This is a genomic window from Paraburkholderia sp. FW306-02-B (assembly GCF_058782725.1).
In genome coordinates this window covers 934,990-948,640 of sequence record NZ_JBYSXZ010000001.1, presented here as the reverse complement: position 1 = coordinate 948,640, position 13,651 = coordinate 934,990, and the positions used below count along the sequence as shown (strand labels likewise).

At 61.6% G+C, this 13,651-nt stretch carries 14 protein-coding genes and 1 pseudogene; 9 read left to right on the top strand and 6 right to left on the bottom strand.

All coding sequences use genetic code 11. The features are described from left to right. Nucleotides 1–2: 2 nt before the first annotated feature. Nucleotides 3–1,397: a phosphomannomutase/phosphoglucomutase gene (locus tag AC3WOG_RS04215; RefSeq protein ID WP_492576821.1), complete on the bottom strand. Its 1,395-nt coding sequence runs from the start codon at nucleotides 1,395–1,397 to the stop codon at nucleotides 3–5. Nucleotides 1,398–1,702: 305 nt separating this feature from the next. On the opposite strand from AC3WOG_RS04215, the gene AC3WOG_RS04210 reads away from it, so the two are divergent. From AC3WOG_RS04210 to AC3WOG_RS04170, 9 genes and pseudogenes are all read left to right on the top strand, one after another. Continuing rightward, complete coding sequence (locus AC3WOG_RS04210; protein WP_492576820.1) at nucleotides 1,703–2,965, top strand: oligosaccharide flippase family protein; 1,263 nt, start codon at nucleotides 1,703–1,705, stop codon at nucleotides 2,963–2,965. Next, nucleotides 2,962–3,792 (top strand): glycosyltransferase, encoded by an 831-nt coding sequence (locus AC3WOG_RS04205; RefSeq protein ID WP_492576819.1) that lies wholly within the window; start codon nucleotides 2,962–2,964, stop codon nucleotides 3,790–3,792. Before AC3WOG_RS04210 ends, AC3WOG_RS04205 begins: the two co-directional genes overlap by 4 nt. A 28-nt stretch (nucleotides 3,793–3,820) precedes the next feature. After that, nucleotides 3,821–4,969, top strand: coding sequence for a glycosyltransferase family 4 protein (locus tag AC3WOG_RS04200; RefSeq protein WP_492576817.1), 1,149 nt, complete (start codon nucleotides 3,821–3,823; stop codon nucleotides 4,967–4,969). A 12-nt stretch (nucleotides 4,970–4,981) separates the two neighbouring features. Then, on the top strand, nucleotides 4,982–6,004 hold the full coding sequence (gene galE, locus AC3WOG_RS04195) for a UDP-glucose 4-epimerase GalE (RefSeq protein ID WP_492576815.1): 1,023 nt from the start codon (nucleotides 4,982–4,984) through the stop codon (nucleotides 6,002–6,004). A 12-nt stretch (nucleotides 6,005–6,016) separates the two neighbouring features. Next, nucleotides 6,017–6,751 (top strand): annotated as a pseudogene (locus AC3WOG_RS04190) (helix-turn-helix transcriptional regulator); the annotation flags it as partial. Nucleotides 6,752–6,960: 209 nt separating this feature from the next. Next, entirely contained in the window at nucleotides 6,961–7,743 is a 783-nt protein-coding gene (locus AC3WOG_RS04185; protein ID WP_492576814.1) for a DeoR/GlpR family DNA-binding transcription regulator, read from the top strand. Between the two features lie 33 nt (nucleotides 7,744–7,776). Next, nucleotides 7,777–8,913 (top strand): MFS transporter, encoded by a 1,137-nt coding sequence (locus AC3WOG_RS04180; protein WP_492576812.1) that lies wholly within the window; start codon nucleotides 7,777–7,779, stop codon nucleotides 8,911–8,913. 11 nt (nucleotides 8,914–8,924) lie between these two features. Next, a complete protein-coding gene (locus AC3WOG_RS04175) occupies nucleotides 8,925–9,200 on the top strand; it encodes a VOC family protein (RefSeq protein WP_492576811.1) in 276 nt (91 codons plus the stop codon). A gap of 254 nt (nucleotides 9,201–9,454) precedes the next feature. Next, nucleotides 9,455–10,252 carry a class I SAM-dependent methyltransferase gene (locus AC3WOG_RS04170; protein WP_492576810.1) on the top strand — a complete coding sequence of 266 codons (798 nt, stop codon included), beginning with the start codon at nucleotides 9,455–9,457 and terminating at the stop codon, nucleotides 10,250–10,252. Between the two features lie 462 nt (nucleotides 10,253–10,714). Here the strand turns inward: AC3WOG_RS04170 and AC3WOG_RS04165 are convergent, their stop codons facing one another. From AC3WOG_RS04165 to AC3WOG_RS04145, 5 genes are all read right to left on the bottom strand, one after another. Beyond that, a complete protein-coding gene (locus AC3WOG_RS04165; RefSeq protein ID WP_172176801.1) occupies nucleotides 10,715–11,095 on the bottom strand; it encodes a DsrE family protein in 381 nt (126 codons plus the stop codon). Between the two features lie 10 nt (nucleotides 11,096–11,105). Further along, on the bottom strand, nucleotides 11,106–11,519 hold the full coding sequence (locus tag AC3WOG_RS04160) for a DsrE/DsrF/TusD sulfur relay family protein (RefSeq protein WP_172176799.1): 414 nt from the start codon (nucleotides 11,517–11,519) through the stop codon (nucleotides 11,106–11,108). Nucleotides 11,520–11,534: 15 nt separating this feature from the next. Next, nucleotides 11,535–11,861, bottom strand: coding sequence for a sulfur reduction protein DsrE (locus AC3WOG_RS04155; protein WP_492576809.1), 327 nt, complete (start codon nucleotides 11,859–11,861; stop codon nucleotides 11,535–11,537). A 564-nt stretch (nucleotides 11,862–12,425) separates the two neighbouring features. Beyond that, nucleotides 12,426–12,773, bottom strand: coding sequence for an MTH938/NDUFAF3 family protein (locus AC3WOG_RS04150; RefSeq protein ID WP_492576807.1), 348 nt, complete (start codon nucleotides 12,771–12,773; stop codon nucleotides 12,426–12,428). A gap of 485 nt (nucleotides 12,774–13,258) precedes the next feature. After that, entirely contained in the window at nucleotides 13,259–13,621 is a 363-nt protein-coding gene (locus AC3WOG_RS04145; protein ID WP_279610703.1) for a winged helix-turn-helix transcriptional regulator, read from the bottom strand. Between the last annotated feature and the right edge of the window lie 30 nt (nucleotides 13,622–13,651).

Here is a 13,651-nt window from a genome sequence, read left to right as displayed (position 1 = left end):
TTTTAGAACGGCAGCTTCGCGTCCGCCTTCTCCGCGAGGATCACGCGGCGGAAGTCTTCCTGGATGCGCTTGAGCGCTGCGTCGTTATCGGCCTCGAAACGCATCACGACCACCGGCGTCGTGTTCGACGAACGCGCGAGGCCGAAGCCGTCCGGATACTCGACGCGCAGGCCGTCGATCTTCACGACGTCGTCCGCGCCGGTGAACTTCGCGTTCTGCTGCAAACGCGCGATCAGTTCGAAGTTTTCGCCTTCTTCGAGCTTCAGTTGCAGTTCCGGCGTGGAATGCGAGTTCGGCAGCGAGTTCAGCAGCTGGCTCGGATCGGCCACGCGCGTGAGGATTTCCAGCAAACGCGCGCCGGTGTACAGGCCGTCGTCGAAGCCGTACCAGCGGTCCTTGAAGAACACGTGGCCGCTCATTTCGCCTGCCAGCGGCGCGCCGGTTTCGCGCAGCTTCGCCTTCACGAGCGAGTGGCCGGTCTTCCACATCAGCGGTTCGCCGCCCTTGTCCTTGACCCACTTGGCCAGATTGCGCGTGCACTTCACGTCGTAGATGATCTGCGCGCCCTTGTTGCGCGACAGCACTTCCTCGGCGAACAGCATCAGTTGGCGGTCCGGATAAATGATCTGGCCGTCTTTGGTGACGACGCCAAGGCGGTCGCCGTCGCCGTCGAACGCGAAACCGATTTCAGCGTCGGTTTCCTTCAGCGCGCGGATCACGTCCTGGAGATTCTCCGGGTGCGCCGGGTCCGGGTGGTGATTCGGGAAGTTGCCGTCGATCTCGGTGAACAGTTCGACCAGTTCGCAGCCGAGCTTCTTGAACAACTTGGGAGCCAGGCCACCCGCCACGCCATTGCCGGTGTCGACCACGATCTTGATCGGGCGCGCGAGCTTGACGTCGCTGACGATGCGATCGAGATACGCATCGGCGATGTCGTACTCGGTGTACGTGCCGCTGCCTGTGGCGAAGTTATCGTCGACGATCCGCTGATGCAGCGCGAGAATCTGCTCGCCGTAAATGGCGGCACCGCGCAGCACCATCTTGAAGCCGTTGTAGTCCGGCGGATTGTGGCTGCCCGTTACCACGATGCACGAATCGACGCGGCGTTCACCGCCTTCGAGCTGCAACGGTACGCTGGCCGCGAAGTAGCCGACCGGCGTGGGCACCATACCGACGTTGACCACGTCGACGCCCGCCGCGCGCAAGCCGTCCGATAGCGCCTGGATCAGTTCGGGACCCGACAGGCGCCCGTCACGCGCGACCACCACGGCGTCGCCGCCTTGCGCCCGCACTTCGCTGCCGAACGCGCGGCCGATCGAACGGGCTGTGTCGGCATCGAGCGTCTTGCCGATCACACCGCGAATGTCATACGCCTTGAAAATAGATTTGGAGATCATGTTGGCTCACTTGCGTGCAATGGAAAATTTTGACCGGCGCCTCGCTGATTGATCGGTAATTTCGTCGTTAACCAATCGGTACAACCGCGCGAAACGCCCTTGCCGGAAGCGATCCGGTTCCAACTTATAATTGCGCTTTTCGGACCTGCCTTATAGACGCCTATTCTAATGCTTAGACGCCCTCCTTTTGGAAAGTTGCCGCGACAGTCGGCCAGGTGGGCAATTGCGCGCGCTGCCGCCGCGCGGCTTGCGAAGCTCGCGCCACGCGGGCAATTCGCGCAACCGGATTGGCGAGCGTCGACCGGATGCTGACGCTCAAACGCTTCGCCAACCCCGACGTCACGCGCGCCTTTACCAATATCGTCTGGCTCGGGCTGGAGCGGCTCACGCAGATCGGCGTCGCGATCGTGATCAGCGGCATGCTGGCGCGCTACTTCGGACCGGACGTCTTCGGCAAATGGCAGTACGCGAACACGCTGCTGCTGGTGCTTGCGCCGGTCACCTGGGTGTGCGGCGCGGAGATTCTGGTCCCCACCATCGTCAACCGGCCGCCGGCTCAACTCGGCACCGTGCTCGGCAGCGCCTTCGCGCTACGCATTGCCGTTTCCGTGGCGGCGCTGCTGCTGACGTGGCTCGGCATCGCGTTGCACTTATTCGAACCGCTGGTCGGCGCCATGCTCGCCGGCCTCGCGGTGACGATGCTGTTTCGCGAACCGTTCGTCGGCGTGGTCAATGCGTGGCTGCAAAGCATGACGTACAGCAAGCCGCAGTTGCTCACCAGCATGAGCACCGCGGTGCTGAAGGCGGGCTTCGTCTATCTGCTGGTGCGCGCCTCCGCGGCGCCTGCGCGCTTCGGCTGGCTGTGGGCACTCGAAGCCGCGGCGATCGGCGCCGTGCTGCTGATCTATTACATCCGCCGGCATGGCGGCAAGCTCGGCTGGCACGTCGACCGATCGCTGTTTCGCCACTTCGCGAGCGCGGGCACGGTGTTCTGGCTCGGCCTGATCTGTATGTATCTGTTCCTGAAACTGGACCGGCTGATGCTCGAACGGGCGATTTCCTTCGCCGACCTCGGACGTTATTCGGCCGCGCAACAGTTGAACGAAAACTGGATCACGCTCGCGTTGATGCTCGCGCAGACGATTGCGCCCGCCTTCGTCTATCGCGTGCAGGACGCCGCGCAACTGCGCCGTAACATGTGGCGGCTCACCGCGATGACCGCCGCGTTGATGGTGAGCGGCGCGATCGTGCTCGATCTGCTGGCGGGCTTCATCATCCGCCGCGTGTTCGGGCCGGACTATGAAGGCGCGATCGAGATCTTCCGCTGGGCCGTGTGGCTTTCCGTGCCCGCCGGGATCGAAGCGATCGGCAATCTGATCGTGCTGAAATATCAGGCCAAATTCGTGTTGCTGGCGAAGTGGCTGCTGGCGCTGGCGGTCGCCTTCGTCGTCAATCTGCTGGCGATTCCTCGGCTGGGTCCATATGGCGCGCTGGTGGGTCTCGCGCTCGGTTATCTGGCTGCTGCGTCGGTCAATCTCTACTACATCCGCTTCAAATTGCGCCCATGACGAATTCATCCGCCGCCGCGCAGATTTCCCTCGACGACGTCGCGGTCCTGATGCCCGCGTATAACGGCCAGGCCGACGTCGATCTCACACTGGCCTCGTTCAGCGAAAGCGCCCCGGTGCACGTGCTGATCGTCGACGACGGCAGCATGCCGCCGATCATCGCGCCGGCGATTGCCAATATGCATATCGAAGTGCTGCGCATGGCGCAGAACGGCGGCATCGAGCGCGCGCTGCAAACCGGCATCGACGCGCTCGCCCAACGCGGCTTCCGCTATGCCGCGCGCATCGACGCGGGCGACCGCAGCGTGCCGCAACGGCTGGCCAAACAGCGCATGTTCATGGCATTGCATCCACAGGTGGCCGGCCTCGGCATGTGGACCCAGGTCGTCACGCGTGAAGGCAAACCGCTTTTCATGCTGACGCCGCCCGCCGAGCCGGACGCGATTCGTCGTCTGCGATTTTTCCGCTCGTGCCTCGCTCACCCTTCGATGATGCTGCGTATCGACGCGGTCCGCGCGGTCGGCAACTATCGCGCGCAATACCGCTCGGCGGAAGACCTCGATCTGTTCGTGCGCTTGATGGAGCGCTACGACTGCGCGAATCTGCCGGAACTCGGGCTCTACTACGAGCTGAACGAAGGCGGCATCAGCGCGACCAAACGGCGCCGCCAGGTGAGCTCGACGTTGCGGCTGCAACTGCGCTACTTCAACGCCGCCAATCTGTACGACTGGCTCGGCCTCGCCAAAAATCTGCTGCATCTGGTCACGCCTTACCGCGCGTTACAGCGGGTCAAACGCACTCTGCTCGCAGCGCGCGCGAGTCATTAATCCATTCCACCGTCGAGCCCGTTCCCGCATGAAGCCTGCCTTGAAGTCGACGCCCGCGCTGCGCATTACACTCGTCTGTAACACCGCGTGGGCAATCTATACATATCGGCAAGGGCTGATCCGCATGCTAGTTGGACGTGGCGTCGACGTGACGGTGCTTGCGCCGCGCGATCGCACCTTCGAACTGCTCGCCGCGATGGGTTGCCGCTGCATCGAATTGCCGGTGGCGTCGAAAGGCACCAATCCACGCGACGACCTGCGGACGCTTTTGTCGCTGTATCGTTTGTACCGGAGCATTCACCCGCACGTCGTGTTTCATTACACGATCAAGCCAAATATCTACGGCTCGATCGCGGCGAAACTGGCGGGTGTGCAATCGGTGGCGGTGACGACCGGGCTCGGTTACGTGTTTATCCAGCAGAGCCGCGCTGCGCAAGTCGCCAAAAAACTGTACCGTTTCGCGTTCCGTTTCCCGCGCGAAATCTGGTTTTTGAATCGCGACGATCAGGCAGCGTTTGTCGAGCAGAATTTGTTGGTGCATCCTGAGCGTGCGCGTCTGTTGCATGGCGAAGGCGTCGATCTCAAGCAGTTCGCGTTCACGCCGCTGCCCGAGCGGGCGGAATTCAAGTTTGTGTTGATCGGGCGGCTCCTGTGGGACAAGGGCGTCGGCGAATATGTCGAAGCCGCGCGGCGGTTGCGTGAACGTTATCCTCAGGCGCGTTTCCAACTGCTCGGGCCGGTCGGCGTCGACAATCCGAGCGCGATCACGCGCGAAGAAGTCGCCGCCTGGGAACGGGAAGGGATCGTCGAGTACCTCGGAGAGGCGCACGACGTGCGGCCTTTCATCGCCGATGCGGATTGCATCGTATTGCCGTCGTATCGTGAAGGCGTGCCGCGCACGCTGATGGAAGCCTCGGCGATGGGCCGGCCGATTGTCACGACCGATGTGCCGGGCTGCCGCGAAGTGGTGGCTGACGGCGTCAATGGCTGGCTGTGCGAAGTGCGCAATGCGGACAGTCTCGCAGCGAAACTGGCGCAGATGCTCGACATGAGCAGCGCCGCGCGCCGCGCAATGGCAGAACGCGGCCGACAGAAAGTCGCAGAAGAATTCGACGAACGCGTGGTCGTCGAAACATATAAAGACCTGGTGCAGAAAATGACGGGCGTATTACTTTAACGGAGCAACAGCATGACCACGAAGGGCACGATTCTGGTAACAGGCGGCGCGGGATTTATCGGCTCGCACACCTGTGTCGAACTGCTGAACGGCGGTTTCGACGTCGTGGTAATCGACAATCTCGTGAACAGCAATCGCGAATCGCTGCGGCGCGTGGAGAAGATCACCGGCAAGGCGGTGGCCTTCTACGAGGCCGACGCGCGCGACGAAGCCGCGCTCAACCGTATCTTCGACGCGCATCCGATTACGGGCGCGATTCACTTTGCCGCTTTGAAGGCGGTGGGCGAATCGGTTGCCAAGCCGATCGAGTACTACAGCAATAACGTCGGCAGCCTGCTGACCTTGCTCGGCGTGATGCGCAATCGCGATGTGAAGCAGTTCGTGTTCAGCTCTTCCGCGACGGTTTATGGCGTGCCGAAGCGCTCGCCGATCGATGAATCGTTTCCGCTCTCCGCGACCAATCCTTATGGGCAATCGAAGCTGATCGCCGAGCAGGTTTTGCGCGATCTGGAGATTGCGGATCCTGGCTGGCGGATCGCGACGCTGCGATATTTCAATCCGGTTGGCGCGCATGAGAGCGGCTTGATCGGTGAGGATCCGGCTGGCATTCCTAACAATCTGATGCCGTATGTGGCGCAGGTTGCCGTGGGTAAGCTCGAGAAGCTGCGGGTGTTCGGCGGCGACTATGAAACGCCTGATGGCACCGGCGTGCGCGATTACATTCACGTGGTGGATCTGGCGCGCGGGCATCTGGCGGCGCTCGATGCGCTGGTCACACGCGATGCGAGTTTCGTCGTGAATCTTGGGACGGGGCAAGGGTACAGCGTGCTGGACGTGGTTCGCTCGTTCGAGAAGGCGTCAGGCAAACCCGTGCCGTACGAGATCGTGGCGCGCCGTCCGGGCGATGTGGCTTCGTGTTTTGCCGATCCGGCGGCGGCTTTGGAAGTGCTTGGCTGGCGCGCGGAGTTTGGAATCGAGCGGATGTGCGCGGATCACTGGCGCTGGCAGGAGAAGAATCCTCGCGGTTTCGCCTGAGTAGTCGCCCCGGCCCAGCGCGCGAACATCAGTTCCATCTGGTACACGTGGCTCGAACAGGGCCGCGGCGGCGCGCCTTCCGCGGAGGTGCTGGAGCGGATCTGCGCGGCGCTGATGCTGACGGATACGGAGCGCGAACATCTCTTCATGCTGGGTCTCGGGCGGCCGCCGGAAGTGCGCTACCGGTTCGTCGACGGCGTGAATCCGCGGTTGCAGCGCGTGCTCGATTCGCTCGACGCCAGCCCGTCGATCATCAAGACCGCGACGTGGGACGTCGTGGCATGGAATCGTGCCGCGGCCGTCGTGCTCACCGACTACAGCACGCTGCCGCCCGACCAGCGCAATATCCTCCGCGTCCTGTTCGGCGACCCGGCCGTCCGCGCAAAACAGCACGACTGGGAAAGCGTCGCGCGCTTCGTCGTGGGGACGTTCCGCGCGGATGTGGCACGCGCGGGGCTGGCTTCCGAAGTGGGCGATCTCGTGGATGATCTATGCCGCGCCAGCCCCGGCTTCGACCGCATGTGGCGCGAAAACCAGGTGCTGAGCCACAGCGAGGGCGAGAACGTGAAGCGCCTGCTGCGTCCCAAGCTGGGGCCTATCGAGATGGAGTATTCACTGTTCGCTGTCGATGGTCGGCCGGACCTCAGCATGATCGTCTACACGCCGCTCGACGCCCAGATCGCGGAGCGCATCCGCACTGCCGCTGCACAACCTCGAGTGATGGCGGCACTGACACCGAGCCTTTGACCGCTTGTAGTCGCCTTCAACGGTCGACCATCAGCGCCACCGCCGAATCGCACTTGCGACTGGGGATCGCATCGCCTGGCCACGTGTGGATCGTTGCGACGGTCGCGCCAGCTGTGTGTGAAACCCCAAAGTCGAGCGGAGCTTATCGCCGCCCGACTTGCACGTTTATGCACGTTTACATTCTTGTTTGTGCATGTTAATCTGCCAACATGAATGACGAAATCCCCCTCGCTCGACGCGACGAGATCGCGAACCGGCTCGCACAAGGCCAGCCGGTAGTGGCGGCTACGCTCGCTGTCGAATTCAATGTTTCCGAAGACGCGATACGGCGCGATCTCCGCGCGCTGGCGGCCGAAGGCCGCTGCCGTCGAGTCTACGGGGGCGCGCTGCCCATTACGCCCGCGTCTGCGCCGATGGCGGCCCGAATGGACGAAGCGCGCGAGCGAAAGGCGGCATTGGCTCGAGCAGCCGTGGTCCTGATTCAACGCGGCGAACTCCTGTTCCTCGATAGCGGCAGCACCAATCTTGCACTCGTCGGGCTGTTGCCCGAGGACTACGAACTCACCGTGGCGACCAATTCCATTGATATCGCTGCTGCCGTGCTTCGGCGATCCGATCTGCACCTCATCATGATCGGTGGGGCGGTCGACCTCGCAGTGGGCGGATGTGTCGATGCGAACGCTGTTCAGAACGTCGCGCAACTGAATGTCGACCGATGCTTCATCGGTACCTGCGCGATATCGCCAAAGGGTGGCATCAGCGCATTCGGTATCGCCGACGCGACATTCAAACGCGCCGTCCTCGATGCAAGCGAGCAAAGCATAGTGCTTGCAACGACCGACAAGCTCGCCGCCCGCGCGCCTCACCGGGTGGCAATGATCAAGGTGATCGATTACCTCATCGTCGAACACGACATGCCACGCGCAGAGTATGCGGCCTTGTCAAAAGCCGGCCGTTCGGTTTTGAAGGCCGAGCCTCCGGCGAGCCAGTGAGCGCGCGCCCGATTCATCCTGGAGTAAAGCGAGATGTCTTCTGACCGGTCGGCAACCAGGCTCGCAACCCGCCTTGCCTTTCTCGTGGCGGGATTGGGTGTCGCATGCTGGGCGCCGCTCGTGCCGTTTGCCAAGCAACGACTTGGCGTTGATGACGGCGCGCTCGGCATGCTGCTACTTTGCATTGGACTGGGTTCGGTCGTCGCGATGGCGGTGACAGGCGCACTCAACGCGCGATACGGCAGCAAGCCGATCATTGTCGCCGGAGGACTCGGGCTAGCCGTGATCCTGCCGTTGCTGACAATTGTCAGCACACCGTTCGCACTCGGAATCGCCTTGTTCGCTTTTGGCGCGTCGCTCGGTTCGCTCGATGTTGCGATGAATGTCCACGCGGTCGAAGTCGAATGCGCGGCGGGCCGACCTTTGATGTCGGGGTTTCACGCGCTATTCAGTGTCGGTGGATTTGCCGGATCCACTTTGATGACCTTTTTGCTTTCGATGCGCATCGGGACGCTCGCGAGCGCATTGATATGTGCTGCACTGATGCTCACCGCAATCGCAATTGCACAGCCGCGGCTACTCAAAACGCTCCAGACGAATGACGGCCCCCTGTTCGTCACACCACGAGGCATTGTGCTGCTGCTCGCCGGTCTCGCCGCGATCACATTTCTTACCGAAGGTGCGCTACTTGACTGGAGCGCTCTGCTCATCACGGACAAGGGACTGGTTGTCGCCACCCAGGGTGGACTGGGCTATATGCTTTTCTCCATCGCAATGACTGCCGGACGATTAGGAGGGGACGCGATTACGGCACGCGTCGGAGATCGGTCCACGATGTTCTGGGGCGGGCTGCTCGCGACCGCCGGCTTTGTGATTCTGCTGACTGCGCCGATGAGCGCGATTGCGATGGCCGGCTTCCTGCTGATTGGCCTCGGCGCATCGAATATCGTGCCCATCCTGTTTCGCCGCGCGGGTTCGCAAAAAGCCATGCCATCCGCACTCGCTGTCGCAGCCATCACGACCACCGGTTATGCGGGGAACCTTGTCGGCCCGGCGGGCGTGGGCTTCGTCGCCAAGGGTGTCGGTCTGCAAGGTGCGTTCTGGTTATTGGCTGTCTTGCTCTGTCTCGTCCCGTGCTGCGCTCGCCTCATCACGGCAACCCGATCCTGAGAGGATGAATCATGAAGTTCGCTCACGTTGCCTTGTGGACGCACGATCTGAAACAGGCCGCCACGTTCTGGCGTCGATATTTCGGCGCCGAGGTCGGGGATAGGTACCAAAGCAAGCGCCGGCCCGGATTTGTTTCATGCTTTGTCACGCTGCCCGGCGGCCGCGCGACTATCGAACTCATGACGGGTAGCATCGTGAACGTCGGGCCGGGCTGCCGCACGATGGCAATCACCGGCCGGAGAGGGTCTGCTGCACAGCGCAGAAGCGACGTTGGAATGTCAGTCTGAGAGCGCGGTCGAACGGCGCAAAGTGGCCGACTGCCGCCCGATCCGGCTGGCCGTAGCCGACCCGATACGCTTGCTGTATCGACTGAAGGTATTCCAATAGTTGAAGCGTGCGCCATGAATCCAAGACGAGTTACTCCATCTCGCCACCTTGGTCCAGTCGATTTGCACTCTTCTCCACCACGAACTACTCTGACGGGGGGAATACTAACGATCTTCTCCCCGATAGTGTCCAACGTTTTCCCGTGGAGGTCCCCATGCCTGACGATCCCTTTGCCGAACTGAAGACGGTGCAGCGCGAAGCCTGGGCAGTTTTTGCACCGCTGGAAGCGGTTACGACGATGCCGGCGGCTGAATTGGTCCGCCATGCGCGTGTGTTTCCACAGCAATCGGTACTCGACGTCGGTTGCGGCACTGGTGTGGTCGCGCTGACCGCTGCGCGCCTCGGCGCCCGGGTATGTGGCTTGGATCTGGCACCGGCACTGATTGAGCACGCGAAGAAGAATGCCGCACTCGCCGGCGTCGAGATCGATTTCCGGGAAGGCGACGTCGAGGCGCTGCCCTATGACAATGCCAGCTTCGACGTAGTGCTAAGCCAATTCGGCCACATGTTCGCACCACGGCCCGAAGTGGCGGTTGCGGAAATGCTGCGCGTACTAAAACCGGGCGGCACCATCGCGTTTTCGACCTGGCCACCAGAACACTTTGTCGGCCAAATGTTTGCACTGGTTGGCAAATACCAGCCGCCGCCCCCGGGCGCAGCGCCCCCGCCGCAATGGGGCGACCCGAATATCGTCCGCCAGCGGCTGGGCGAGACGGTCGCTGACATCGTGTTCGACCGCGGCGTGATGTGCTTCCCGACATTAAGCCCACAGCACAACCGAAAAGCTTTGGAGGAGACACTTGGGCCGGTCGTAAAACTGGTGCAGACCTTGCAAGGTGATGCGTCCAAGCTGGCGACCTTCCGCGCCGAGCTGGACGGCTACATCGACCGCCACCTAGAAAACAACATGCTGCGGCAGCACTATCTGATGACACGCGCGATCAAACGCTAATTCAGCGTCTTGCAAGGGCTGTGGCGGGAAGCCTTCTGAGATTGGATTCTCAAAGGCTATGCAAGCGCTCGTGACGCGTTTTGTGTGACCAGTTGTCCTCCGTGAGTTTCCAGCCGCCCTCGGTGACTTCGCCCTCAAACTGGCCGGTATCCGTCAACTGAGGGGAGGGTGCCAGACGGCGCTTCGCGACCCTTATGAGCCGCTCAGTCAAACTTCGCGACCGTCCGCTCCTCGATCGACAGGCGACGATCGGGGATGACACGGCAACTTTCCGCCCAGCCACTTTGTAGCCTTTCGGGACATTCCGAAGCAATGGGATGACGCGCATCCGTCAAGCAATCAGCACTGAGCAGGACACCGGGAAGCAAGCGGGGGCGCTGTCAACGGGGCGCCCCGTAACTGTTGCCAGCCAAGCGTAACCATTCGCACATGGTCGGCCGAATGTGGTACAGCCTTGATCCATTACCAGTGCCAGACCTGATCAAAGCGGTCGAACAGAGCGGGAATCTCGGCCCGCCCCAGTGCCGTCAAGCCGCCAATGACGTCTTCCTGTGACAATCCACAGTCGCCCATGTCCTCGGTGACCGCATACACGGCGACGCCGGCGCCGATCATTTTTTCCAGATCCTTGTCGAGCGCCGGCGGATGGGAATGCCGGCGCGCGCCGAACGCGAGGCCTGTGGCATCCTGGCCGCGCACGCCATAGTTCACGGCGTTGCCGCGCAGCAGCAGGCTGATGTCCGCGCCGGCGTTTTTCAGCACATGGTTCAACCACAGGATGGTGTCATCCTGCTCTTCAAGCGTAGCCCGGTACGCTGTCTCAACAATGCTCAGGATTTTCATGGCGCGACTCCTATTTCGTCGGGATTACGAGCACGGCGTCACTCTGGGTCACGGACTCAAGAAAATCTTTAGGGCTGCCGCGGCGCGGACCCTCAATCCAGTCGCCTGCACCGCGTTCGTCCACACATAGGCCGCAGTTGATCCAATCGAGCTTGACACCTTCCTGGCCAGCGAGTTGAAACAGGGCTGCAACCCAGTCCCTGGTGGTCGGGTGATCCTCTTCCTCCACAGATGTGCCCTTGACCGGATTGGCATGCGGGGCCTGCGCCTTCATCGTCAGATTGACTGCCCCTTCGTAGGCGAACACCGTCACGTCGTGGCCTCGACGCAGTGCCGCATCGACAATGCGTAGCGCCGTGGTGCTAGCTGCCTTCTCATACGGGGGATCCATCAGTGCCAGCGTCAATTTCTTACCGGTAGCCATCACGTTCTCCCTGCTTCAATGCCAAATGGCCTTGGTGCCTGCCACAAACAGGAGGTCCACAAGTTGGTCGATGTCTGCCTTCTGGACACCTTCCGTCAACCTCCCGATCGCCCGTTCACGAAGGGAGAATTCATCAGCAAGAACAGTGATGCCGCTGCGCGTCAGCTCCGCGTACCGCTCGCTGAATTTCGCACCCGGGCGAGTGGAAAGCACGCCGTTTTGAACTAGGAAAAGCGTGACCGCGTTGTTCCTCTGGCGTAGACCCTTGACCAGTTCACCGATCTGTTGGGTATCCCCAGTACCATACGGATCGCGCGATTCTACGAACAGGTAATTTGCCATATCAGCCTCCTGGCGGCCTGCCGCCCGAAGAAGCGGTTCCCACCAAAGCGTTGCCCCTGTATCGCGCTCGTCGCAACGCGCGCCGACTGACCGTGCAGCAGGTGGGCCGCGCACAGCCTATGCGTTGGGTATAGCAGAACGGAGAAACAGTCCAAATAACTAAGTGTCATATCGTGTGCACATGTCGGTTATTATCGGGCGCCTCGTTCGACGGACTACAGTCGGCCGGAACTCGGACCTGTCGCGAACTTCCGGAACGGCTCGCTGGACCATTGAAGTGCCGGTCGAGAAATTCCTGACCGGCCGGTTTTGGTCTGTAAACGCCCAATCGACCGATCTCAAGCGACCGTCGCTTCGTGGCCGGGTCCGGCCCTATGTTGGTGTTGCTCGTGAGCGGTCCGTCATTAGAACCGGATAGCCGCCGTCGCAGCCGGGAAAGCCGAAACTGACGCTGTCGCGACAAACGACAACCCGTTTTGGCAGCGCATATTTCGCCTACAGTCGCCACCACCCGACCAAGATTCAATACACACTCGAACCCGGAAACCCGCGCCAATGCGCGGTCTAGCACGTGACATGCAGGATCGCATTGGTCTGGTCAGGGTGCTCCTTGAGTTTGGCGATGGCTTCCGCTGTCGGCAGGATAACCAATTCGACTTGCCGACGCTGGGCCTCGTGCTTCACCTCTTCCATCACCGGTAACGCCCCGGTGCCGGTGCCAATCACGAGCCGGCGGCACTTCCAGGGTATGTCCTCCTGCGCGGACAGCGGTGTGTGCCCGAAGGCCTCGCGGAACGGCTTGGAGGGTTTCTTCTTGCGTTTGCGAACCTGCCCGTGGTCGATCACCACGTCATGCTGGTAGGTGACCCCATCAATACGGATGGAACCAAACGAAAAAGCTTCGAAGCGCATACCCACCTCCGCCGGTTTCGTGCTGGCAGCGACTCCCCCAGTCAAGTCAAGGCTCATCGGATTGATGTCCGACACGAATAATTATAGGTTGGAACCATTTGTCGGCGAACCGCGCGAGCCGACTGAGGCGACCGACGACATCGACGATTCGGAGGTGATGTCACGAGTGCCATTGAGAAGGCCGGTTGGGGTAGGGATTCGCGAACTACCGGTATCGACCCGATGGAGCCGCTCGGACAAGATTTACCACCGTCCGCTCCGGGAGCGACATGAGACGACCGCGGATAACGCGTCGGCCTTTATCTCGTCGGCCATCACGGAAAGTGGCGGATCGCTGACGCGGTCCGACCATACCGCGACCCGACGGCGTGACTCCGAAAACGTTGGGAGAGCACCCCAAACCGATGTAGACGCATCCGTTGACTTAGCAGACACCTCGTCGACGACCCACAGAATTCGAATTCAGGAAAACAGGTCAGTCAGCCTTAGACACGCACGCTCGACGCAGCCGATGGAAAGTCTTCACGGCGCTCCGCCCATTTCAGGATCGCGTCCAGTGCCGGGCACAGCGCCTGCCCCCAATCGGTCAGGCGGTAGTCCACCTTCGGCGGCACCTGGTGATAGACCGTGCGCGTCACAATGCCGTCCTCTTCGAGGCGGCGTAGCTGCTGGGCAAGCATCTTCTGCGTGATGCCTGGGATCAGCCTCTCGAGGTCCGAAAAGCGTCGCACCTGACCACCGAAAAGGTGAAACAGGATGACCAGCTTCCAACGTCCTTCCAGCAGCTTGAATGCGGCTTCGACGTCGATCGCAGCGGTCGTGGGCGTGTAGGCTTTTCGGTTGGGCACGGCTTACTTACTTTTTAGTGCGTTCTTGCG